This is a genomic window from Ruegeria sp. BHSA163 (genome assembly GCF_059613365.1).
The window spans coordinates 1-23,351 of the sequence record NZ_JBXWSJ010000008.1; the positions used below are offsets into that span (position 1 = coordinate 1).

At 50.9% G+C, this 23,351-nt stretch carries 19 protein-coding genes; 7 read left to right on the forward strand and 12 right to left on the reverse strand.

All coding sequences use genetic code 11. The features are described from left to right. The 3 genes from AC2FNV_RS05740 to AC2FNV_RS05750 form a co-directional block, all read left to right on the forward strand. The coding region (locus AC2FNV_RS05740; RefSeq protein ID WP_496772658.1) for an ATP-dependent metallopeptidase FtsH/Yme1/Tma family protein at positions 1-805 on the forward strand (805 nt) is incomplete at its 5' end. A gap of 155 nt (positions 806-960) precedes the next feature. Then, the gene (locus tag AC2FNV_RS05745) at positions 961-1,407 is read left to right on the forward strand and encodes a universal stress protein (protein ID WP_170480779.1); all 447 of its coding nucleotides are present in this window, start codon (positions 961-963) and stop codon (positions 1,405-1,407) included. Positions 1,408-1,574: 167 nt separating this feature from the next. After that, positions 1,575-2,285 carry a phosphoribosyltransferase gene (locus AC2FNV_RS05750; RefSeq protein WP_217371825.1) on the forward strand — a complete coding sequence of 237 codons (711 nt, stop codon included), beginning with the start codon at positions 1,575-1,577 and terminating at the stop codon, positions 2,283-2,285. 270 nt (positions 2,286-2,555) lie between these two features. Here AC2FNV_RS05750 and AC2FNV_RS05755 read toward each other — a convergent pair whose 3' ends face one another. The 4 genes from AC2FNV_RS05755 to AC2FNV_RS05770 form a co-directional block, all read right to left on the reverse strand. Beyond that, a complete protein-coding gene (locus tag AC2FNV_RS05755; protein WP_170606301.1) occupies positions 2,556-3,536 on the reverse strand; it encodes an adenylate/guanylate cyclase domain-containing protein in 981 nt (326 codons plus the stop codon). Between the two features lie 169 nt (positions 3,537-3,705). Next, a complete protein-coding gene (locus tag AC2FNV_RS05760) occupies positions 3,706-4,947 on the reverse strand; it encodes an efflux RND transporter periplasmic adaptor subunit (RefSeq protein ID WP_367648150.1) in 1,242 nt (413 codons plus the stop codon). 5 nt (positions 4,948-4,952) lie between these two features. Next, positions 4,953-7,316 (reverse strand): ABC transporter permease, encoded by a 2,364-nt coding sequence (locus AC2FNV_RS05765; RefSeq protein WP_170606303.1) that lies wholly within the window; start codon positions 7,314-7,316, stop codon positions 4,953-4,955. A gap of 7 nt (positions 7,317-7,323) precedes the next feature. Further along, positions 7,324-8,031, reverse strand: coding sequence for an ABC transporter ATP-binding protein (locus AC2FNV_RS05770; RefSeq protein WP_170606305.1), 708 nt, complete (start codon positions 8,029-8,031; stop codon positions 7,324-7,326). Between the two features lie 385 nt (positions 8,032-8,416). On the opposite strand from AC2FNV_RS05770, the gene AC2FNV_RS05775 reads away from it, so the two are divergent. Next, a complete protein-coding gene (locus AC2FNV_RS05775) occupies positions 8,417-9,511 on the forward strand; it encodes an AI-2E family transporter (RefSeq protein ID WP_170606307.1) in 1,095 nt (364 codons plus the stop codon). A gap of 198 nt (positions 9,512-9,709) precedes the next feature. Here the strand turns inward: AC2FNV_RS05775 and AC2FNV_RS05780 are convergent, their stop codons facing one another. After that, positions 9,710-10,600, reverse strand: coding sequence for a YegS/Rv2252/BmrU family lipid kinase (locus AC2FNV_RS05780; protein WP_496772663.1), 891 nt, complete (start codon positions 10,598-10,600; stop codon positions 9,710-9,712). Between the two features lie 320 nt (positions 10,601-10,920). Between AC2FNV_RS05780 and AC2FNV_RS05785 the strand changes: the two genes are divergently transcribed. Beyond that, positions 10,921-12,264 carry an adenylate/guanylate cyclase domain-containing protein gene (locus AC2FNV_RS05785; protein WP_170606311.1) on the forward strand — a complete coding sequence of 448 codons (1,344 nt, stop codon included), beginning with the start codon at positions 10,921-10,923 and terminating at the stop codon, positions 12,262-12,264. Positions 12,265-12,345: 81 nt separating this feature from the next. Here the strand turns inward: AC2FNV_RS05785 and AC2FNV_RS05790 are convergent, their stop codons facing one another. Further along, a complete protein-coding gene (locus tag AC2FNV_RS05790; RefSeq protein ID WP_170610775.1) occupies positions 12,346-14,115 on the reverse strand; it encodes an AMP-dependent synthetase/ligase in 1,770 nt (589 codons plus the stop codon). 131 nt (positions 14,116-14,246) lie between these two features. On the opposite strand from AC2FNV_RS05790, the gene AC2FNV_RS05795 reads away from it, so the two are divergent. Together AC2FNV_RS05795 and AC2FNV_RS05800 are read left to right on the forward strand one after the other, a co-directional pair. Next, on the forward strand, positions 14,247-15,512 hold the full coding sequence (locus tag AC2FNV_RS05795) for an aminotransferase class I/II-fold pyridoxal phosphate-dependent enzyme (protein ID WP_170606315.1): 1,266 nt from the start codon (positions 14,247-14,249) through the stop codon (positions 15,510-15,512). Positions 15,513-15,522: 10 nt separating this feature from the next. Next, on the forward strand, positions 15,523-16,308 hold the full coding sequence (locus tag AC2FNV_RS05800; protein WP_170606317.1) for an SDR family NAD(P)-dependent oxidoreductase: 786 nt from the start codon (positions 15,523-15,525) through the stop codon (positions 16,306-16,308). A 4-nt stretch (positions 16,309-16,312) separates the two neighbouring features. On the opposite strand, the gene AC2FNV_RS05805 is transcribed toward AC2FNV_RS05800, so the two are convergent. From AC2FNV_RS05805 to AC2FNV_RS05830, 6 genes are all read right to left on the reverse strand, one after another. Further along, entirely contained in the window at positions 16,313-17,371 is a 1,059-nt protein-coding gene (locus tag AC2FNV_RS05805; protein ID WP_170606318.1) for a hypothetical protein, read from the reverse strand. After that, positions 17,361-18,950, reverse strand: a complete 1,590-nt coding sequence (locus tag AC2FNV_RS05810) for a GH3 family acyl-acid amido synthetase (RefSeq protein ID WP_170606320.1) — start codon at positions 18,948-18,950, stop codon at positions 17,361-17,363. Before AC2FNV_RS05810 ends, AC2FNV_RS05805 begins: the two co-directional genes overlap by 11 nt. A gap of 25 nt (positions 18,951-18,975) precedes the next feature. Next, complete coding sequence (locus AC2FNV_RS05815; RefSeq protein WP_170606322.1) at positions 18,976-20,097, reverse strand: adenylate/guanylate cyclase domain-containing protein; 1,122 nt, start codon at positions 20,095-20,097, stop codon at positions 18,976-18,978. A 244-nt stretch (positions 20,098-20,341) separates the two neighbouring features. After that, positions 20,342-21,475: a Gfo/Idh/MocA family protein gene (locus AC2FNV_RS05820; protein ID WP_170606324.1), complete on the reverse strand. Its 1,134-nt coding sequence runs from the start codon at positions 21,473-21,475 to the stop codon at positions 20,342-20,344. An 11-nt stretch (positions 21,476-21,486) separates the two neighbouring features. Beyond that, entirely contained in the window at positions 21,487-22,227 is a 741-nt protein-coding gene (locus AC2FNV_RS05825; RefSeq protein ID WP_496772668.1) for a sugar phosphate isomerase/epimerase family protein, read from the reverse strand. Between the two features lie 43 nt (positions 22,228-22,270). Beyond that, a complete protein-coding gene (locus AC2FNV_RS05830) occupies positions 22,271-23,350 on the reverse strand; it encodes an ABC transporter ATP-binding protein (protein ID WP_170606328.1) in 1,080 nt (359 codons plus the stop codon). Position 23,351: the final 1 nt, after the last annotated feature.

Genomic DNA, 23,351 nt, shown 5'->3' on the forward strand with positions numbered 1-23,351 from the left:
GATTGCGGCTGGAACACCGGGCTTTTCAGGGGCTGATCTAAAGAATCTACTCAACGAAGCTGCAATCACGGCAGCGCGCCGGAACGCAGGTCTGATCACCCGCAGTGACCTTGATGAAGCACGGGACAAAGTGATGATGGGGACAGTACGCACACTCGCCATCCGACCTGACGAACGGCACCGGTTAGCTGTCCATGAAGCCGGTCATACCGCAGTTTCTTACTTCACTCCCGAAGCTGACCCTTTGTACAAAGTCACGATCATTCCACGCGGTCATGCCCTTGGCGGAACACATTCTTTACCGGAGGGAGAACGTCACACTCTCAATGAAACATTCCTCAAAGACCAGATCGTTACATTGCTCGCAGGGCGAGCGGCAGAACAATTGTTCCTGGGAACCGTCAGTTCCGGCGCTGATGACGACATCCGAAGGGCCACCGAAATTGCCAGACGAATGGTGACGCGGTGGGGAATGACGGATGAGCTCGGTCCGATCGACCTACGGCAAAGCGAGGACCACCCATTTCTGGGGCGGTCCATCGCGCAGCCCACGAGTGTTTCCGACACTACGGCGGCGCAAGTGGACCAAGCGATTATCAAGATGCTTGTCGACGCAGAAGCGCGGGCAACTTCGATAATAAAAAAACATAAACCAGAGACCGAAAAGCTAATTGCAGCGCTTGAAGAAAATGAAACACTGGACTTCGTTGCTATTCAGTTATGCCTGGATCCTGAGAAGAAAATTGAGCAACCTCGTCATACACCTGACTCAGTGACCAAAATACCTGTTGTTCCGCATAGTTGACATTCTCGACAGTGTGCGCCGCTGTTTTTGGTCGCAAAATATGGCAGGATCCTTCTCAATCAAGAGAACCCAGTCTCACTGATAAAACTGGACAACAAGAACATTTGTTGGCGGCGGACATTTAGGAATTTTTCGACCTGAGTTTTGGAGGGCCCATGTACAAGAAAATATTAATTGCCACCGACGGATCCGAACTGGCGCAGCGAGCTGTCGAACAAGGTATAAGCCTTGCCAAATCCCTGAATGCCAGTGTGATGTTCGTAACGGTTACCGAGCTGTGGTCGCCCCTTGAAATGGCTGGCGCGGCCGAGCTTGGAAGCCAAGACGCAGTTCGAGGCTATGAAGATGCAGCCGCCCAATCCGCAAAGGAAATTCTGAAGCAAGCCAATGAACTAGCAGCATCTGCCGGGATTGCCTCTGAAACTCGTCACATAGCGGATCGTAGGCCGGCAGAAGGAATTCTGGATACCGCTGAACTGTACGATTGCGAACTTATAGTGATGGCTTCTCATGGTCGCCGTGGGCTACAAAAAATGTTGGTAGGTAGCCAGACTTCTGAAGTCATCGCATTAAGCAAGCGGCCTGTCCTCGTCGTGAGATAAATTGGTCCTCATGCCTGAGCTTTCACTTCGTTTCGACAATCCTCAAATGAAGCGGGATGTTCCACCAATAGAGTCCATAACGAGAAACCCGGGCACAAGCATTGCAATATGACCGATGTCAAAGTCGAATTGGACGCTCTGTGCCAGACTCCACATGAAGAATTCCCATGTCCGACCCTGGGGACGGTTCCTTGGTTCGGTCAGAGGGTTGGGAGGCACGTAACATGGACCAACTTGCTATCAGATTCCCGGATCGCGCCGAAGCCGGACGTCGTTTAGGCAAGCGCTTGCAAACCATGGAGTTGGATGACCCTGTTGTTTATGCTTTGCCGCGCGGCGGGGTACCCGTCGCAGTCGAAGTTGCACATGCAATCAAGGCTCCGCTTGATCTAATTTTTGTCCGCAAGATCGGTGCGCCCGGATCGCGAGAAGTAGCGCTTGGAGCGATCGTCGACGGCAAAAACCCTCAAACAGTCATAAACAAAGAGGTCCAAAGACGATCACACGCTGACGCCAATTATCTCGAGAAGGCACGCGCCAGGGAATTACACGAATTAGAAAGACGTCGATCGCGATACCTCGGCGACCGCGCGCAAATTTCTGCGAAGGACAAAACCGCTGTCATTGTCGATGACGGGCTGGCGACTGGGGCAACGATGAAGGCGGCGCTTATCTCTATGACGCAACAATGCCCCAAGAAGGTTTGTATTGCGGTCCCGGTTGCACCGGCTGAGGTCGCAAAAGAATTCGAAAGTCTGGCCGACGAAGTTGTGTGTCTGAACCCAGCACAGCTTTTTTTTGGTGTTGGCGCGTTTTACGACGACTTCCATCAACTCAGCGATGAAGAGACTATAGGTCTACTGCAGGCAGGGCGGTGAGAAATCATTGCCGCTTTCCGGCCTTTATCCCGCTCAAGCACATATTACACACATTCGTCAAAGGCGGCGTAAGGAGTCCGCCGCCAAGTTGTCTTACCCGAAAATTCGACTGCTACAGTTACAGACCTACCGTTGAGTGCGAAAGATATTGGGCAAGACAAGCGCCAGACGTATTATTCGTCACGCGGCCCGCAACAAGTGACCCACAGTCAGGCTCTACCGCGGGCCAATTTGGTTCATCGGCAGATTGTGTTGTTACCTTTTGCCGGTCTAATAGGTGCTTTTCCACTCAAGCCGATATAGAGTATGCCGCCCGCTCAGACCTTTGAGTTGCCTTGGCTCGGTGTCCGAAAAACAAAATGAGGTTCTTCCTCCAACCATTGCTCGGGTCGCATCCGAAATCAAAATTTCGCCCGCGACGCCTGCAGTCGTTATACGCGATGCCTTGTTGACTACGGTGCCAAAGAAATCACCGCGAGATTGCACAACATCGCCGGTGTGAATTCCAATCCGCAAACCCAGGTGCGGTTCTTCGGACACGGATGTAACGGCTGTTTGCATATCCACCGCAGCAGCCAGTGCTTCTTTCGCAGAAGGAAAAATCGACAAAGTTCCATCTCCCAGAGATTTCACAAATTGACCGCGATGTTTCTGAATAATTTCCGCCAAAACTTGGAAATGGCTTTCGATTGCAGATGACCAGCTTTGATCGCCCAGCGCTTCTGCCAATGCAGTACTACCCTCTACATCTGTGAAAAGGACCGAAGCCAAGCCTTCGGATTGAATAAGTTCAGGCCCCTCCTCTCTTGCAGCATCGATCAGTTGCTGGATGGCCAACTGTTCGACACCGACAAGTTCGATATTGGGGGTCGGTACAGATGCATGGCGGTTTACAATCTTCCACGATGCGCCTTCCAAAACGAAAATCAGGACGGTGCGATAGATGACCGCTTCGTCAAAGCCGACAAATTGAATCCGGTGGACAAAAGATGACCATCCAGTTTCTCCGTTTTCGAAGGCTTCCGCCTCAAGTTCTTCAAACACTACCGGCGCTGGAATCGCGGCAAAAAAGCCGCCGACGCCGTCACGCACTGCAGAACCACTCCAAAACTCACCCTCACCTGTTCCAATGAACCTAAGTTCATCGGAGGTTGTTAGAAAGTCTCGCAATTCCTCTGTGTTCGTTTTGGTCCTGAGTATCTCATACCAACGCCTGGAAACTGCCAGCAATTCGGGTGAGGAACGTATCATCCGATCTTGCCCGGGACCGAGGACAGATCAATTCTGCGAAGATTTTCCAAACGGTATCTCCATTATCAAACATGATGGACCAATGCTGCCGATGCGTCTTGTTACGATCAAGAGATTTGTGAGGCATCAGGCGTTTGACGCTTCCGCAGCCGGGTTCGGAATGGGTTGGTTACTTGACTTGCCTTTCGGCTATGCGGGCACCGTCAGTCACATTAACTGATGGAAAAAGAACCACTTTGTCTCCGGGCTCCAATCCATTCTCAACTTGCGCCTCCAGACCGTTGTTGTGGCCAATGTCAACAACCCGTAACTCGGCGCGGCCAGAAATATCGACAAAAACAGCCCAGTTTTGTCCCTGTCGAAATAGCGCAGCGGCAGGAACGATGATGACGTCGTCATCCTCCCAGACAACAATTCGAACTTCGATACGATAGCCGTGACCTAATGTTCCCCGAACCTCGCTGAGCCCATCGAACTGGATTGTGGTTTCCACTCGTTGTTCTTCAACACCCAATGCCGAATACTTTGTGTATCCATATGGGTCGATCCGGCTAACCGAACCACTCAGATCGCCGAGCCCGCCCCAATTGGTTATGATCACGCGATCCCCCTCACTAACTTGAACCGCTTCTGACGACAGAAGCTCAGCCACGACCTCCAAATCGCCTTCGATGTCTCCTATCTCCAGTATTGGTTCGCCGGCGGGAAGGGTTGTTTCGCTCTTTTTGATGACCTGCAAAATAGTTCCGTCGATGGGTGCCCGCAATGGGATGCTGTAGGAAGGTGTCTCACTATCTTCTAGCGCTTCGGCCAAACCTGCGTCGTCAAATCCTATCAATCGCGCACGTGCGTTGGCGAGCTCGGCTTCGCGCATGGCGATTGCGGCCTGGACTGTATCGAGATTTGCCTTGGCGATTCTGGCTGCCTGCTCAGCCCGTTCCATTGCCACTTTACTTGTTATACCCTTGGTGACTAGTTTTTGAGTACGCTCCAACTCGCTTTGGGCAAAATCATCTGTAGCTAGTGCCGCGTTTAAATCTGCACGCGCGACCCTGAGCGCAGCTTCGGCGGCACTGACTGCGGCAATGGCCTGCTCTCGTGTTCGTACATCCAGCGCAGATGGGTTTGCGGGGGTCATCCGGGCTACAATCGTTTCACCACCAACAACCCGGTCGCCAGGCAGGACCGTTACACGCTGCAATTCTCCTGCAACGGGTGAAGAAACAACGTAGGGTTCTTTGACCCGCGTTCTGCCTTCCTCGTTGATGGTAACAAGCATCTTGCCACGCTGTACCATTGCCGTATCGACAAGCATGGGGCGCGGCCAAAAAGCCGCAAGAAGAATGACCGCCACCAGAAGAATCGCGACACTCGTAAGAACCGACCGAGAATATCGTTTTTGTCTGCTCACGAATGTCACTCCCTCGACTTTAGCGCCAGGACCAGATCCAACCGATCAACATTACGTTTCACCAACCATCCTGAAAGTAATGCTGCAACAATAACGACTACCGTCGCCTGCCCAAAACTTCGCACATTAAAGTGGGATGGAATTTGATATAGATCCGTGCTGAACCCCTGAGATACTGCAAAAGTCAGACCATAGCCTGCCAAGGCGCCTAAAGGTAGCGCCAGCAGTGTAACCACAACCAATTCCCCCAACAGAACAAAAGCTACCTCTGCCCTAGTGAAACCAAGAACCCGCAATGCCGCCAAATCGCGGGTGCGTTCCGCTTGCGCCACGCGAGCAGCGTTGTAGATCACGCCAAATGTAATGACACCGGCAATCAAGGCCATGATATACCTCATTGCGCCCGCGCCTTGATCCACCACCTTCTGAAACGCGCCTCGGCTTTCGGACTTCAGTGACACACCAGCAACCATCGGCATTTCCTTAAGCTGCTTGTATGTCCATCCCTGCAATTTTTCGTCCGTACGTAAAAATGCTCCGGATACTCGACCCGGTTCCCCCAACACTCGATTCAGTGCGGCCAATTCCATGTAGGCCGGCGACCCCATAAGGCTTTCGGAAACAGCTACTACCGGGAGTTGCAATATTGGGCGCCGACCTTCTCGAACATCGACTGTCAATAATTCGCCTGGGTGTAAGTCCAGAATTTTGGCCAGGCCAGATGACAAGATAACCCCGTCCTTTCGCATTGGTATCATGCGTTCGGCAGCGTCGACAGCGCGGTTCAGTCTTGGAAACTCCGTCAAACCGTTTACTGCACCGCGGTATGACAAACGGCCGTTTCGAAAGATTACAGGCACGATGCGCACAGGTTCTGTCTCTATAACCCCATCGATAGATTGAATATCGAACAGGCTTTGGCTCGAAATTGGGTTGATGAAACTTACGGAAACATCGCTGCGATCCAGAATATCGAACGTCAGATCAGTCATCTTGTCGAAACTCGCAAGGATAGAGGCCATCGACGCAGAGAGAGCGATACCAGCGCTTACGCCAGCGATCGCGCCGATCATGCGAATTGGCTGTCGGGTAAGTCGACGCAACACCATCCGGGTTGGTTGATCCAGATAAGCGGCCAGTGACTTACCGATTTGGCCACTTCGGCTGTAGTCAGGTGGCGGTGCCGCACGCATCGCGACGGCAGGTGTCAAAGCGAAGACCCGGAGCAATACGACTAGTCCCCCGACCGAGGATGCGAGAATGCTGGCCCCAAATCCAACTACAAAGCTCAGAGGCTCTAACCGAAACACTAAGAAAGGGAATTTGTAGTATATGAGGTAAACATCTATTAACGCGCGCCCGGCAATAATACCCAGAATCCCTCCTAAAAATGCACCGCCACCTGCGATTGTGAGGATCATTTTCAGATAGTGGCTGCCAACCTCCCAATCGGTGTAGCCAAATGCTTTCATCAACCCGATCTCTTCCCTTTCGGAATCCAGCAATCGGGAAATTACAATGTAAAGAAGAAAAGCTGCGACAGCCAAGAATATCGGAGGAACCGTAGCCGACGTTCGGCGCAACCCGTCGATCTCTTCCGAAACAAACTTGTCCGAAGCAAGGTCTTCGAGAGGAAATGCGCCAAGCCCTCCGAATTTGTTCAACAATTGATCGGCTGCCCGCAATATTGCCGGTGTATCAGCCTCGCGACTCAGCGAAATTAGTGCTTCGTTGAATGCCCCATTTAAATTGTATGCAGCCTCCATTGCCGGTCTACTAAGCCAAAGTACAGCAAAGCGACTGTCGTCAGGTATCATTTCGCCTGGTGGCGCGGCAAAAAGAAACTCGGGTGACATCGCAAGTCCGACAATATCGAAATCTCGCCGCGCCCCGTTCATGGTCGCGGAAATCCGGTCCCCGGGTTGCAATCCGTGAGCCTGCGCAAAGCTTTGCAAAACGATAATCTCATCCTGCCGGTTGGTCGCGAAACTCCGGCCGTCCGTCAAATAGATCAGGTTCAATCTGGCTTTTTTGATATCCGGAAGCGAAATAGCTTGAGCGCGAATGGGGATGTCCAGTTCAGGCAAATCCACCAAAGCTTGTCCCACTACGCGGGTTTCGACCGCGGAAACCCCAGGCAGATTTCTTAGTTCTTGAGCGGTGTGTTCAGGAGCTCGGGTGACAGGCGCAAATATATCAGCGAGTCTGTAGCGTTCATAGTATGCGCGTCGCGTTTCATCCAAACTGACGACGAGGCCTGACTGCATAACCTGCATCAAAACACCAAGCGCAATGACCAAACCTATCGCGACGGCCTGGCCCCTGATGCGCCAAAGATCTCGAACAAGTTTTGTTGTTAGGGCGGACATCTTGCGGCTACCATTCAATATCTTCAGGTGCCGATTTGGCGGCGTTTTTTGTGACCTCGATGACCGCGCCATCGCCAAAACGGATAACCCTGTCAGCCATAGCCGCCTGAGACGCAGCGTGGGTAACAATTAAGACAGTTGCACCCAGCCTTTCATTCACGTCTTTCAGAACCTTCAGAACCGTCCTTCCTGTTATACTATCCAATGCACCTGTCGGTTCGTCGCAAAACAGCACATCTGGCTGTTTGGCAACCGCCCGAGCGATGGCGACGCGTTGCTGCTCACCCCCTGAGAGTTGTGCCGGAAAGTGATCGGTTCTGTTCGTAAGGCCAACAAGGGAAAGCGCTTCGTCTGGGTCCATTGGATTTCGCGCGATCTCTGTGACAAGTTCCACGTTCTCACGAGCCGTAAGACTGGGCATGAGGTTATAAAACTGAAATACAAACCCAACGTGATCTCGCCGATAGCGGGTAAGTTCAGTATCCGACATTGACGTCAAATTCTGGTCGCGAAAGTAAACATTACCCTCCGAGCTGCGATCCAGCCCACCTGCGATGTTCAACAAAGTCGACTTTCCACTACCTGAAGCTCCGAGTAGTACGACAACTTCGTGCTCGGGTATCTCCAAATTTACACCGCGCAATGCGTGAACGGCTGCAGGGCCCTCACCGTAAATTTTCTTCAGATTAGTTATGGTAAACGCGTTCCGTTTCACGGGGTTATATTAGCGTGAATAGTTGCGTGGGTATACGTCCATGCAAGGCTGTCAAATTAACATGATCATCTTGCCCAACAGTTATCTCACGACGGAATCCGAAATCATCCACTTTGCTGCGAAGATGTACGTTCGGACTTCTTGGCCGCTTCAAATGCGGAAGATTAGCTTGGTGACCACGACATTTTTGACGCATTCGAAAACCGTTCGAAGTTGTCTTGCTGCGATCTTTATAAACCAAAATCATTCGTGCTTCTGAATTACGAAAGTGCGCCAAGCGTCCAACAACTTGGTCACACTTGCCAAAAACAATCGGAGCAGCCCTAATACATCTAAGGAAATGAATGATCTCTGAGCCGTAAAGGTCTGATGATGGAGCCGTTGCATGAAAAAGACCTCTCAGCCTGATAAACCTGCTCCGCAATTTATCGGTCTTACATTTTGGTATCAGTTGGTTGTTTTCCTTTTCTTGTCCGTTGCCTCTTTGGTATTCGCTTCTTCGGTATTGGTTCCACTCTCTTTTGCAGCCCTGCTATTTGTTCTTCTCACCGCGACTTCAGATCGAATTAGCAGGCTAAAACTGATGGGAAGGAACATCCCAAAGTGGTTGGCGCATTTTTCAGCCCTTTCCGTAGTGGTAATTGGGCTTTTGATTGTCGTTTCTATTCTTTCAAGTCAGGCCGGCGAAGTTTCAGAAGCTTTTCCGCGGTATGAAGAGCGGCTGTCGAGTATTCTTGCTCAGGTGGTTTCGATTGTCGGGCAAGACAATTACGCGGCTGCAATGAAGGCGTTTAAACAAATTAACCTCGCCGGATTTGCCAGTGGGGTCATCGGTTCCGCCGGAGCATTTCTAAGCGCTTTTTTTCTTGTGCTTCTTTATGTGCCTTTCATGCTAGCCGAACGAGTTCAAATGCAGGCCAAAGTAAAACTAGCGATTCCAGATGCGGAAACCGCTGACAAAGTTCGGCAAGTTCTTAAGAGTACTTCTGACAGCATCCAACGATACGTTGGAATTAAAACACTTGTGAGCGCGATTACCGGCTTGGGCAGTTACGCGGTAATGGCGTCTGTGGGGCTGGATTTCTCAGAAACTTGGGCCGTGCTTGCATTTTTACTGAATTTTATCCCTACAGTGGGTTCCATAATTGGCGTGGCACTTCCTTCTGTTGTAGCGCTAGTACAGTTTGAAGAAACTGTACCGTTCCTGATCGTTCTGATTGGCTGTGGTGCTGTTCAGTTCTCTGTCGGAAATATTCTGGAGCCAATGCTTCTTGGCAAAAGTCTGAACTTGTCACCATTTATGGTTATTCTGGCGCTCACATTCTGGACGGCAGTTTGGGGGATCGCTGGCGCTTTGATGAGTGTACCGATCACTGTTTGTATAATGATTGTTCTTTCCAACATTCCGCCTACGCAGCCAATTGCAATATTGATGTCCGGTGACGGAAAGATCGGCAATGTAAAAGAAGCAAACAGCTGATCGCTTTGCTTTTCGAATTATTCTGTGACGGAACGCTCTAACTGAGTTTGGCATATGTTAGAAAAACGCCTCCCGTCACATGATTTTCTCATGTAAAAATCAGCTTTTCATCTTTCATAGCTCTTCTAGTTGGGTCGGCATCGCGTCAGAAACATTTAGTCGGCCGCAAAAAGTCGACCAATCATCACGACTACAATGTCAAGCACCAGGAAAAACGAAGTTCAGCGCCTTTGGCTTGATCGATACCTCGAAGCGTTGATCGACCATTGGTTCGCCATCAAGGTTCATATGAAAAGGCTGGGATGTCTCCAGAACCATGCTTTTCAATCGCGATCGCTGAACAACGCCCTCTTTGGGGTCAGAGATATCAGGCAATCTCCCGAAGGGCAGGTTTTCCGGCATAAGCCGATCAGTGGATAAGACGCTTAAATCGAGTAAACCATCTGAAATTTCAGCTTCCGGCGCTACGTCGAAACCACCTCCTGCATAACGACTGTTCGCAATTGCAAGGGCAGAAATTGAAACCTTGTAAGGTGCTCCGCCATCAATCGAAATTTGCGCTGGCACAGATTTCGCATCTGAAAGCTTAGCAAGCCCAAACAACGTATATGCAAGTCCGCCCAGCCTTTTTTTCATTTCCTTGGGCGTAGTTGCAGTGATCATCGCGCCAAAGCCACCGCTGGCCACATTCACAAACGGTTTGCCGTTGATGTAGCCGACATCAATTGGTTCGGCTGCTTTCGTGGCGGCAATCCGAACTGATGCAGACAAATCTGAGCCCTTGTCGCCAAATACCCGCGCGAAGTCGTTAGCTGTTCCCAAAGGTACCAGCCCCAATGAAACGGGCGCCTTTTTCCGCAACCGCAAAACCGCGGCTGCGACGGAGTTCAAGGTTCCGTCCCCTCCGCCAGCGACAATCCGTGTCACACCATCGTTGATGGCTTCTCGAACAGATTTCCGAAGGTCTTTTCCGGACCAGGGTATGATCACTTTTATGCCAAGCTCTTTTTCAATCGGTCGAACTGCTGCACGCAGATCGGGTCTTGCTGCAGATTTCCTGTTGAGAATAAGCAAAGTATGTTTGGCCATTTTTCCAGAATAAAGACGAGATGTTCTTGCGCAAGCCTTTTGAACTTTTTGCAGGTGCCTTGGGGTGTCACCCTGATCATAAATCGAAGGGTCTAAATCAAAGAAACCTAAGCGAATATCCAAGAAATTTTTAGCGACTTTACAGCCATCAATGGGCGGTCGTTTATTACCAATTTTTATACCTTAGTTCCGTTGGACGTATTTTTACGATTTGCGCTTTGTCCTTGGGAACCAAAATCTCGGCTTAGCTTTCTGTGCCAGGTTCCATACAGAGAGTTTGGCTTAGCGTTTTTGCACGAGCCGTTTAAGATACCATGCAGATGTCGGACGAGGTTCAAAACAGGTTGCAAGCCCGCAACGAGGCTGCCTTTACCGAGGAGGAACGCCGCGGCACAATGCTGGCTGCTAAGGTTCGTACCGTTGCCTTGGTTTTTGTTCTTTTGTGGCAGGCCATAGACAGTCCGGAAACAGGGCCAACGTATTTCTTCAACCTTTTAGAGATCTTCGTTTTCGTCATACTTGGCGGATTCCAATACTGGGTCGCCCGCAAGCACCACACTGGACGAACACTCCAATACTTTTTTGTTTCCGTCGATTGCGTTCTGTTGGCGGCGGTTTTTTCCCTGGGCTCACCTTACAATAACGATCCCCTTCCACCTGCCATTGCGATGGATACTACACGGTTCCTCTATTTCTTTCTGTTTCTGATGCAGGCATCGTTCAGCTTTCGACCTTCTTTGGTCGTCTGGTGCGGGATGAGCATAATTCTAGCCCGCTTTGGAATGTGGTTATGGTTTTTGAACAAACCAAACGTTTACACAAATCTAGATCTTCAGGAGCAAACAGTAGATGCATGGCTTCAAGCCGGTTCGGACCTCAACTTTCTGTTCCTCGGATACGCGGCAACAGAACTTCTGGTCGTATCGATAGTCTCCGCAGGCCTTGCCATCGTGGTCGCGCGTTCCCGACGCCTTGTACTGAACTTACTTTCAACAGAACGAAAACGCGCGAGTTTGGCCCGTTACTTTTCGCCGAATGTCGTAAATCAGTTGAGCAACTCGAATGCTTCGATCGCTGCCGCAAAACAGCAAGACGTGGCAGTTCTTTTCGCGGACATCATGGGTTTCACAAAGCTCTGCGAAAATTCCAGCGCTGAAGAGATCATGGACCTGCTACGAGGATATCATGAGCGTTTGGGGAAGGCCGTATTCGAAAATCAAGGTACTTTGGACAAGTACATTGGCGACGGACTTATGGCCACTTTCGGCACGCCCGACCCAAGTCCGAATGATCCGGCAAACGCTTTGAATTGCGCCTTCGAGATGATCCAAGCTTTGAACAATTGGAACAAGGAAAGACATTTGTCAGGTCTTGAGCCTATAAACGTGGGAATCGGATTGCATTGGGGTCCAGTAGTGGCCGGAGACATGGGCAACGAGCGTAGGCTTGAATACGGTGTAATCGGTGACACCGTGAATATAGCCAGCAGGATCGAGCATCTCACACGCGAACTTGATGCCCAACTTATTGTCAGCGACGAGTTGGTGCGCGCTATCCAAAAAAATGGCAAAGCGCCGAGCCTCAACCGGCTGACCCTAGCAGGTTACCAAGAAGTTCGAGGGAGAGCGTCTGGTTTAAAAGTTTGGAAATATTCTACCGCGTAACAACAAAATGGAACAGCACGTCCGTCCACCTAATTCACTCCAAGTTCCCACAAAAATTGAGGCTTACCGAAATATCCAGACTTAAACGTAGAGGTTGTTTATTGCATTTGCATACCGTTCTGCAATTCGGGCTCGCTTAGGCTTTAGTGTTGGTGTGATTAAGCCACTTTCAAGATCCCAGGGTTCGACCTCGATGACCACATCCCGAACGCGGGCATAGGGTGGAACATCGTATAAACCGAGGGAAATACGCTTTACTAACTTTTTCCGGATTTGTTCTGAAGAAGGTTCGATTTCACGAGCCCACACTTGGAATTTCGGGACGTTCACGACAACAACAGCTGAACACCATGGCTTGCCATCACCCAAAACACATGCCTGATCGATCAGCGGATCTGCAACCAATGCTGTCTCGATCGGTGTGGGATTCACGTTTTCCCCAGTCGAGAGGACGAGGATATCCTTTATCCGACCCTTTATGTAAACTCTACTGTCGACGATTTCGGCGGCATCCCCAGTACGGAGCCAGCCACCCTCATCAAAGGCTTCGCTTGTCGCATCTGGATTTTTCCAATACCCGATCATAGCGCTTGGAGTGCGAATTAACAGTTCTTGTCTGTCGCCGATTTTCAATTCGCTGCCCGGAAGCGCAAACCCAACGCTGTCACAGCGACGGTCATCTATTTTCGACCCGGTAACTGCAGGTCCCGCTTCTGTGAGTCCATAACCTTGCAGTACCGGCAATTCCATCGCCGCAAAGAATCGCGATGTTTCTGCGGACAGGTGCGCTCCTCCACAAACCAGCATTCGTATTCGGCCGCCAAATGCCTCTCGCACTCGCCTTGCTACACGTTGACCAACCAACGCCCAATAGAGCTGGGCAATGGCGGGCACGGTCGGAAGGTTTTTTTCAATAGACTGTCGCCGACGCCAACCTGTTACCTCAGTCCAAGCCAGAATTTTGCGTGAAATAACTGACGTGTCTGCCTTGGAGATTACCCTTTCACGGATCCGTTCAAAAAGTCTCGGAACCGCCAACATTACGGTAGGACGCAACTCTTGCATATCTTCCGCCAAGTCTTGAACCGACCGCGTAAATGCCACCGGACTATTGGCGAGCATGGGACAGAGATAACCCAAAGTTCTCTCAAATGCGTGGGCCAATGGAAGAATGGATAGGAACAAATCTTTTTCGGAAATCGGGTTTATCTTTCCGACAGTCCCCGCATTCCAAAGCAACGCCTTGTGTGCAAGCATCACACCCTTGGGCGGGCCAGTGGTTCCGGACGTGTAGATCAGTGTTGCCAAGTCGTCTTGCGAACCAAAATCGCCACCGACTTTCTGCGTACTACAGCTCAATGGTTCCGGACAAGAAATCGCGCGCCCACCTGAGGCTTGTTTATCTTTGACCAGCCAGACATCTCTAAGTTCGGATAGGGTTTTGCGCTGCGGCCCCAAAGCTTTCCAGCGTTCAATTCCGTCGGTTACACACAGTACCGCGCCGCTGTCGCGTAAAACGTGGCAAATATTGGCGGCGCTGTCCCGGGTGTAGACCGGAACGGTGACAAGCCTTTCGCTCATGGCCGCCAGATCGGTGACAACCCAATCTACCCCGTTGGGTAAGAAAATTCCAACTCTGTCACCTGGGCGCAACCCGGATTGCGCAAACGCGGCACGACGTTTGGCGACACGTTCATGCACCATGCGCCATGTCAAAGTCCGCCATTCACCGTCAACGAACTGTAGATAAGCCGGGCAGTCTGGCGTATCGCTAACCCTTGCTTCAAACGCCTCGGGAATAGTTTGGCACAGCGAAACATCTGCCCTGCTGTCTAACGACCTCTCAAGCATAGCCGATCCTCTCATGCGGGGATCGCAGGCTCCATGATTCAAATCAATTAAAACCACTTCCGGGCGGGCTAACCTTTTTGCGCGTCTTGAGTTGTTTTGAAATTTGAGACTTGGAAAGAAAGGTTCAACTAATGGCTGGAACTGCTTCTTCACCCTCTGAACGGATAAAATCACTAACGCGACTTGTGCAGAACTCGGGTCTCTATCCAAACAATCCCATCGTGAATAGTGCAACGACAGAGCCTGTAATTTGGGTCGATGGCCGGGACCATCTGTTATTCTGCTCGAACAATCTACTTGGTCTTTCCAACCATCCCGACGTCAAGGCGACGGCGCAAAAAGCGCTGGAACGCTATGGGCTCGGATCGGGCGGATCTCGGCAGATGGCGGCAAACATAGATGTTCACAGAGCACTTGAATGCCGCATCGCGGAGTTTGTGGGCCAAGAAGACGCTATCTGTTTTGCCGCGGGTTACATGGCCAATGTTGGGGTCATTCCGGCCCTTATGAAAGTCGACTTTCTTCAATCTCTGGCTCAGACTCACCTTGGCCACCAAGATGCCACCAGCGTCAGAGAAGATGAAACGTTCGGCTGGGAAGTTTTCAGCGAAGAACTGAACCATGCCAGTGTCGTGGATGGCATCCGTCTTGCCAAGGCCAAGGTCAGTCGGTTCCCGCACAAGAATATGGAACGACTGGCGGAAACAATTAGTCAATCAACCATGCCGTCAAAACTTATTCTAAGCGACGGTGTGTTCAGTATGGACGGAGACATTGCCCCAGTTCCAGCGATGGCCGAGCTGGCCCGCAAAAACAACGCTATGCTGATGATCGATGACGCGCACGGGGTTGGGATGCTTGGGGAAAACGGACGTGGCAGCTTGGAACACCACGGAGTTTCTTCATCAGACGTAGACCTGCAAATGGGAACATTTACAAAGGCATTCGGTGGTGTTGGGGGGTACGTCGCGGGTGATCAAGAGGTGATCGACTTCTTAAGAATCTCGGCACGCACCTACATTTTTTCAGCGCCTTTGCCGCCTTCAATCGCAGCAGGTGTGACTGAGGCTATAGACATTGCCGAACGTGAACCTTGGCGGCGTGAAAAGGCGCTGGAGAACGCGTTTTATTTCCGCCGCGAAGTCGAGTCGCAAGGTTACAAAACGCTTGGCAGCGAAGCGCATATCGTCCCGACCCTGATAGGTGACGAACTAAAAGCGGCTGAGGTGACCCGTCTTCTGCGACATCGCGGTATAATTGCGCCGCATGCTCGGTATCCTGCTGTTGCGCTGGGACAAGCCCGAATTCGGTTTGTGATGACGTGCCAACACGAGCGCGAACAGATCGATTTCTTGTTGGGATGTCTCGCGGAAATGCGTGAGACATTGAAACTTTAAGGTTCCTTAGATGATAGTGCCTTCTAATCGCAGAACAGCTCTGATCACAGGGGCGTCTTCTGGAATCGGCCTTGCGTTTGCTGAGGAATATGCACGCGAAGGCGTCAATTTGGTAATTGTCGCTCGCCGCAATGACCCGCTGCAGCAATTGGCGTCTCAGCTTCGTTCAAAGCATGGCATTAAAGTGCAAGTTTGGGCGGGTGATCTTGCTGACCCTGAGACACCGCATCGCTTGTTCAATTTTCTGTCCGAAAGACAAATCCCAGTGGATATCCTCGTCAACAATGCTGGATTTGGGGTTCCGGGAAATTTGTGCGAAGTGGAATGGAGCAGGCATCGTGACACCATCGAAGTGATGGCCGCAGCCCCGGTTCAACTGTGCTATCTTTTTGCGCCAGCGATGCGGGAAAGAAGATCAGGCCAGATCATTAATGTATCGTCGTTGGCTGCACTGCTACCACCGCACGCTGGGGGAACTTTGTACTATCCCTTGAAGTCTTACTTGGCACAATTCTCGCTAGCATTGCGGGCAGAATTGAAAGCAACTGGCGTGAATGTCTGCGCTGTTTGCCCGGGTTTCACACGCACTGGGTTTCAAACTGCGGCAGGTGGCACCGTGGAATCTGTGACGATCCCAACTTGGATGTGGAGCCAGCCTAATGACGTGGCAGTCGCCGCTATACGTGCAGTCAGGAAGAACCAACCGATCTGCATCCCGGGCCTTTTCAACAAGACTGTTGCTCTTTTTTTCAAACTCATGCCTGCTTCGATAGGGAGAATGATAGTCGGTGGTTGACCAATCAGAGTACGTCGCCGGCACTTACCATCAAAGGCCCATTTCGTAATTGCGCAAGCATCGTCTCATTCATACCAACAACATCGATTCTCAGTTTTGCTGACCCTGATATGGAATGGGCCAGCAATCCCATTTTGCCGTACTCTCGAATAGCTCGAAACGATGGGCTGCGCGCATCCAACATAATGAGGCTAATTTTTGCTTGATGGTAATGCAAACAGGTCTCTAACAAACTAAAAAATGCGGCCTCATGTCCTTTATTCAAAATCAGATTCCCAATCCGAACGATTCTTAGATCCTGAAGGTTCAGAAGGCGGTTAAACCCGGGCAACCGTTTCAGAATATTCAATAAAAAAACACCTTGAATGCCGGGCATCGAGACAACGGCCCATCGCAACAACTCGGCCTGAGCCACCGCGACAATCTCCGATCCTTCACGCGAAACAAAGCACTCTTCGGATTTGAAAGACGAGGGGAAATCGGTCAATTCATGGTCTTTATAACTTTCTTCTAACCTTGCCATAACCGGTTGAACTTCATCCGGTCGGATCAAACCTGCAGATGGATCGCGACGCGGGAAAAACCTTGTAAACAGCGTTAAGGGAATGTCTGCCTCAACCGTATGGCCAATTTGATCTGATAGGTGCAGCGAATACTCAGTCGTTTCTTCGACGTAGGCAAAACCGAAGCCTGGCGATCCAACTTCTGACTTACAGTATTCTCCAACGTGCTCGATCAACTGTCCAGCCAGGCCCTGATTTTGTCGATCAGGCCGTGTTGAGGCCATTACAAAGTGAAACCCATTGCACTGGCGCCCCGCTAAAAACTTGGAACATTTATCAAGAACGAAAACGCACAGTTCCTGACCGGCTTCGGATAAAACGAAATAGCTGGGATTGCGCAATCGGGCGAGTTTTTCAGAAATATTCATAATGCGGTACTTGGTCGATCGGCTTCCCCAAATTGTCTGACCGAGCATTTCGACAGTCGCGTCAGACGGTTTGTCCGATCGTGTGATCATTTTTTGGGAATTGATGTCTTTCCAGACCAATTCAACTGTCATGATTTTGGCCTTTGGCAGCACTGCCTAGAACGGTCGCAAGTAAATCTTCGAACAGGCTGCCATCTATTATTATCCGAGGAACCTTGTACTGGCCTCCCAAGTTGCGGCGGGCTTTCATCCACCTAAGAAAACCCCCGGAAGGGACAAATTTTACTTCAGGCGCTGAAATAGCGAGGCCGCTGCCGCGAAGTTCCGAATAGTCTTCGTTTCGCTCAGATAGAACGCGGTCGATGATATCGGCGAAATTCTTTGCAGTTTCCGGTTCTGGCGCGCCTTCAACCTCAATGAGGAAGAGGTGGCGATTGCCTCTGATTTCGCGAATGGGCCCCACACAATAATCGAGAACTGAGAGACCTGCTTGCGATGCTGCGAAAGCCACAGCGTCTGCGATTTCCGCCTCGATCAGATGTTCCCCAAAGGCTGACAGTCCATTCTCAACTCGTCCAACAACAAACAAACGAGGCGGCGAAGTGTCTACAAAGCGAACAATGTCACCCACCAGATACGACCAGAGTCCAGCAGCTGTTGAAACTATCAAAGCATAATCTACTTCAGTTTCAATATTTCCCACCCAATGCCGATCAGGGTTTTCCGAATGAACCTGTTCCGCAGGTATGAATTCAAAGAAAACCTGCCCGTTCAGATGCAAGCGCATGCCCTCACCGTCGCCACGGTCGGCATAGGCAAATACGCCTTCACTTGCCGAGTACATCTCGCGTGTCTCTGCATGACCTCCCTGCATCAAGTCTGAAAACCGATGCCGGTAAGGAGCAAAGTTTACGCCCCCATGAACGATTAGTTCCAGGTTGGGATACCAATCGACAAGTCTGCCATTCAGCCTCTGCTGGGTTTGGGCCAATTCTTCCATGAAGATTAATAACCAGTTGGGTGATCCACCTAAGAAACGAACGTCTTGCTGCAAAGACAAAGGGGCCAGCCGGCGGATCTTTTCCTCCCAGTCTGCGATACCGGCAATGTCTGGGGGCGGTAGCACACGATCAGCAAACCAACTTGGTAAAGCGCCAGCTGTAATCGCGCTGACAGAACCTACGTCTACACCCGGCATCGCGTGCTGCAGTTGAGCTGGCCCTGTCAGCCCCAGCGCAGAACCGCCCAACAACCGGCTGTCAGGTCTGTGAACAAAGTGGTGGCATAACAGATCCAAAAAACCTCGCGCTGCGGAGCGCCGCATCTCGGTCGTATAGGGAATGAATTTGGAACGACCAGTCGTTGTCCCGGAAGTCATCGTGAAAAAGGGGATCCGCCCCGGCCAAGTCTCGTTGATTAGATCCGGATAACCACCCTTCCACCAGTCTTGCCAGAACTCGTCGTAATGACGAACAGGCACTCTTTTCTGGAATTCTTCAATCTGGGTGATTTGGTCGAAGCTATGGGTTTTCCCGAACTTTGTTTTAGCCGCCCGTCTTACGAGCCGGATCAATAATCGCGACTGAATGATATTGGGGCTTTGCCTGTTCAAACTCCATACCCGCGCGTTTGCATACCGCCGAGCTATTGGACTGAAGTCTATCATGCGGGCGGACTTTCCGTTTGCTCGTGTTGGAAGTGGTTTTTTCATTGGCTCCGCCGCCTATCCCACCAAATCAGTTTGTGAAAACGTCAAGCTCTCCAATATTTTTGGCTTTAACCAGGAATTGATGGCTGAACTTCCCTTTGTGGAATTCACTTAGTTCGTTCCAGAACTCTTGACTTAGCCTAATACCACCCAACGCACCCTCACCTTGCTCTATATCGTCAGAATGGATCTGCTCCAATCTGGCCGCCTTGTTTACCTCAGGGCCTATCATGGTGAATTGGTGTCGTGTCGCTGAGCCAAAGTCTCCACTTACGACCAGACCAAGGTGCAGACCAATCCTTAAGGACAGCGGTTCATTTCCTATTTTTATTTCCGAAACATTCTTAGCCGCTTGCTCCGCAGCGTTAACCGCTTCAGCACAAATCGCTGCAGCACTTTCTCTTTTGTCCTTCATCACCCAAAACGCCATCAAGCCGTCACCTATGAACTTGTCGATATGCCCGCCGCAATCCAAAACAGGCGTCGTCTGAGCGTTAAAAAAACGTTGGACAACATCCGCAATTCGTTCCGGCGAAGTCTTCAGGGTGAACCTGCTAAAGTTGACAACATCCGAGAACCAGATAACCGCGCGCTCTACGACATAATCTGCTTGGTGTTCACCACCAGATTGCATTCGGCGGCTTAACGCGTATTGGTTGGTGTATGCATGAAGAATGCGCGTATCGTCAGCCAGCTGGCGACCCAAAGACGCGGTTTTTCTGGTCGCGTTTTGAAGTTTGATTGATATAATTTTTGCTATGTTACGCCATAGAACGCCAGATTCCGGGTGCGCTTCTATTTTCGTTTTGTCGATGATCAAAACTTCAACGTTGCTTTCGTCAGCGACCAACTCGTAAATACGACGATATCCATTACCTACCAGATGCTGTTCCCCAATGACCTCATTTCGGCGTCTCACAAACAAAGTTTGATCGTTCAGTCTGACTGCAACGGAACCTGTTACAATAATCCAAAGGCATTCGGCCGGATCACCCGGGCGACATATGCTTTCTCCCTCGGCATACCTGTACGGACGTGGCTCCAGCGCCAAAGGATCTTGCACGTCATCTACAAGGCCACAAAGTAAAAGTGCCTCTTCTTGATCTATATTGAGCTCTTTGATCCGAGTTATTGACGACTTGGCTGCCATTGTTCACACCCCACAACAGCTTCAAAACAATTGAAACGTACCGGTATCCTAGCACAGTAAAGGCTGGTTACTGTCACATTGTACCCCGTCGTTCGACCATACGAAGATTTTGAGATCTAGAGCGTCACTTGCCACGGTGTAGCGCGCGAAAGACAAAACAGTTTCATATCCGGGTTCGATGCCCAGGTTTTCCGAGGTCTGGCGAAGAAATGCTTGCAGAATGTGTCGCCAGCAGAAGAAAAGATTAACGGAGAAGACTTTCAGCTTGTTTCGGCGTGAGTATATCAGGCCGATCACATGTCGTCGTAACCTCGATCCAACGGCGCTGTTCCGCCGCATTCAAAATCGCTGTCATGACTTCTACAACGTGGGTCGCCAGTTCGAGACTGCAGCGGTGCGGCACATTTTGGATAATGGCCGAAGCCATATCTGCAAGCCCAGCGCAACGATAGTTGGCGCGGCTGAGTCCGCTCCCGTCTTTTGTATTGATCACTGAAAAGGGATGAGCTCGTTCCGTAATTTCGGCAGTTTCTCCAGTTGCATCCGTCATACAAACTTCACCGCCGAAGAAATTTGGATCAGGTACAAAAAGTGATCCGGTGGTGCCGTAAAGCTCCATGTTTGCGTGACGATGATCCCAAACGTCCCAGCTCGCCCCTAGGGTCACCAGTGCGCCACTAACGAACTCGAGGATTGCATGAATATTCGTTGGAGTTTCGACCCCGACTTCTTCGCCTTCTCGTGGGCCGTTGCCGATTGTACGTGTCCTGAAACCGGTCGATGCCATAGCTGTTACCGACTTTACGGGTCCGATCAACTGCACAAGGTTGGTCAAGTAGTAGGGTCCTAGATCAAGAATGGGGCCGCCACCGGGTTGGAAGAAAAAATCAGGGTTGGGATGCCAGGCTTCCATTCCGTGCGACATCACATGGCAAGTTCCGCCTATGATCTTACCAACCTGACCTTCGTCTATCGCTGCCCGGGCAAGCTGATGTGCGCCACCAAGGAACGTATCCGGCGCCGACCCGACCCTAAGCCCCTTGCTTTGCGCAAGTTGGCGAAGCTCTTCGCCTTCCTTCAGGGTTAGAACAAAGGGCTTCTCAGAATAAGCGTGTTTGCCGTTCTCCAATATTCGTTTCGTTACTTCAAAATGAGCGGCAGGGACGGTCAGGTTGACGATAATTTCGATGTCGTCCGCAGCAAGCAGGTCGTCAATCGCAACGGCTCTCACGCCAAATTCTTGAGCTCGGGCTTCGGCAGCTTGCATGTCCAGATCAGCTACTGCCCGGACTTCGAGGAAATTGAACAAGGGCGCCAACTCCAGGTAGGCGGCCGAGATATTTCCACATCCGATGATACCAATTCCAAGGTTCCTCATGACAAAGCCCCTCAGAACGCCCGAACACTGGCAAGCGAACGGGTTGCCATGCGTTTATGATCACTCGGTTTATCGTGTTCGATGATGTAGCGTTCAACGCCTGCTGTATCCATTGCCCGCTTGATGGCAGCCCAATCCAAGATACCGTGACCTACGTCGGACCAACCGTCTTCGTCCTTGTTCTCGCCCTGCGGAGCGACGTCCTTTACATGAACGGCAACTATTTTGCCGGACAACCTTTCCAGCCATTGGACAGGATCCTGACCCGCGACCTTGACCCAAGCAAGATCAAGCTCAATTCCGATATCTTCCGAGGCGGCAGCGATCAGATCCAAAGGCATGACACCTTCGACTGGACTCAGTTCGAATTCGTGGTTGTGCCACGCAAACTGTAATCCTGCCGCAACTATAGGCTCACTGGCCTTCGCCAGCCTCTCACTAAATGATTTCCACCCTGCTGCAGTTGTAGGCCGGTCTGATGACGCCAGGAAAGGAATGACAACAACTTGAATGCCCAGCGCCTTTGCCGTCTCGACGGCTCGTTCAGGGTTATTCTCAACAAAATCCAAAGAGAAATGAGCCGTCGGCATCTTGAGGTTGTTGGCCTCAAGCATCGCCGCAGTTCTGGACGGGTCCTCAAAATACGGTCCGAACCCTTCAACTTCCGTTATACCGAGTTCAGCGAGCATCGAAAAAGTCTCCTCAGCGTCCCAATCACGCGAAGAATAAAGCTGGTAAGAAATGGATGGCATAGAATGTCCTTCCGAAACGGTGTTGGAATTGCGTGAGTGGCGGTCAGAGCCGCAACTCAGTTTGTTTATCAAAAAGCGATGCCCGCGACGGATTGAGACCAATACGAAGGGTTTCACCGACTGAAACCTTAGCCTGCCCATCCATCCGCACCCGAAAAGGTGTCCCAGCCAGTTCACAGTCAACCAGAGTATCAGAACCTGTGGGCTCAATAAGGCCGACAGTTACATCCGTCTGAAATGGCGCATTGCCAACCAGTTCACCAGTCACCACGTGTTCTGGCCGGATGCCAAGAGTGGTTTCACTGTCTGTCGGGCTACCGTGGACAAAATTGTATCCGGTCATCGGAATGGAAAGATCACCAAATTCAAACTCTCGCCCTTTAATTCGACCATCCAGAAAATTCATAGAAGGTGACCCGATGAACCCCGCGACGTATTTATTGATTGGTTGCCCGTAGATTTCGTCTGGTGTGCCAAGTTGCATGATTTGACCACCGCGCATAATTGCAATTCGATCGGCAAGAGTCATTGCCTCGATCTGGTCATGCGTTACATAGATCATTGTATTTTCTAGGTTTTGGTGCAGGCGCTTAATTTCGACCCTAAGATCCGCACGTAATTTGGCATCAAGATTGGAAAGTGGTTCATCAAACAGAAATACGTCCACATCACGTACCAAAGCCCGCCCAATCGCGACGCGCTGACGTTGCCCGCCGGAAAGAGCAGCGGGTTTGCGCTTCAGAAGCGGCTCGATCTGCAACACTTCGGACGCCCGTTTGATGCGCTGGGCGATCTCGGTCTTCGGTAACTTGGCGTTTTTTAAACCAAAGGAAAGATTCCCTTCGACCGTCATCTGTGGGTAAAGCGCATAAGACTGGAACACCATTCCTATTCCGCGTTCCGAAGGCTCGGACCAGGTAACGTTGTTGCCATTGATGTGGATTTGTCCCGCAGTCACATCAAGCAGCCCCGCGATACAATTCAGCAGGGTAGATTTTCCGCAGCCTGATGATCCGAGCAAAACCAGAAACTCACCTTTTCCGATTTCCAGATTAAGGTTTTGAAGAACTTTGACTGAGCCGAATTCCAGGTCGAGGCTTTTGATTTCAACCGAATTGTTCATA

Coding starts and splice junctions, on each gene's coding strand:
- AC2FNV_RS05755 (WP_170606301.1), bottom strand. CDS start 3,536: ATGATACGTTCCTCACCCGAATTGCTGGCAGTTTCCAGGCGTTGGTAT.
- AC2FNV_RS05765 (WP_170606303.1), bottom strand. CDS start 7,316: ATGTCCGCCCTAACAACAAAACTTGTTCGAGATCTTTGGCGCATCAGG.
- AC2FNV_RS05825 (WP_496772668.1), bottom strand. CDS start 22,227: ATGCCATCCATTTCTTACCAGCTTTATTCTTCGCGTGATTGGGACGCT.
- AC2FNV_RS05790 (WP_170610775.1), bottom strand. CDS start 14,115: ATGCTTGAGAGGTCGTTAGACAGCAGGGCAGATGTTTCGCTGTGCCAA.
- AC2FNV_RS05795 (WP_170606315.1), top strand. CDS start 14,247: ATGGCTGGAACTGCTTCTTCACCCTCTGAACGGATAAAATCACTAACG.
- AC2FNV_RS05775 (WP_170606307.1), top strand. CDS start 8,417: ATGAAAAAGACCTCTCAGCCTGATAAACCTGCTCCGCAATTTATCGGT.
- AC2FNV_RS05780 (WP_496772663.1), bottom strand. CDS start 10,600: ATGGCCAAACATACTTTGCTTATTCTCAACAGGAAATCTGCAGCAAGA.
- AC2FNV_RS05820 (WP_170606324.1), bottom strand. CDS start 21,475: ATGAGGAACCTTGGAATTGGTATCATCGGATGTGGAAATATCTCGGCC.
- AC2FNV_RS05815 (WP_170606322.1), bottom strand. CDS start 20,097: ATGGCAGCCAAGTCGTCAATAACTCGGATCAAAGAGCTCAATATAGAT.
- AC2FNV_RS05805 (WP_170606318.1), bottom strand. CDS start 17,371: ATGACAGTTGAATTGGTCTGGAAAGACATCAATTCCCAAAAAATGATC.
- AC2FNV_RS05810 (WP_170606320.1), bottom strand. CDS start 18,950: ATGAAAAAACCACTTCCAACACGAGCAAACGGAAAGTCCGCCCGCATG.
- AC2FNV_RS05830 (WP_170606328.1), bottom strand. CDS start 23,350: ATGAACAATTCGGTTGAAATCAAAAGCCTCGACCTGGAATTCGGCTCA.
- AC2FNV_RS05785 (WP_170606311.1), top strand. CDS start 10,921: ATGTCGGACGAGGTTCAAAACAGGTTGCAAGCCCGCAACGAGGCTGCC.
- AC2FNV_RS05750 (WP_217371825.1), top strand. CDS start 1,575: ATGTCCGACCCTGGGGACGGTTCCTTGGTTCGGTCAGAGGGTTGGGAG.
- AC2FNV_RS05745 (WP_170480779.1), top strand. CDS start 961: ATGTACAAGAAAATATTAATTGCCACCGACGGATCCGAACTGGCGCAG.
- AC2FNV_RS05800 (WP_170606317.1), top strand. CDS start 15,523: ATGATAGTGCCTTCTAATCGCAGAACAGCTCTGATCACAGGGGCGTCT.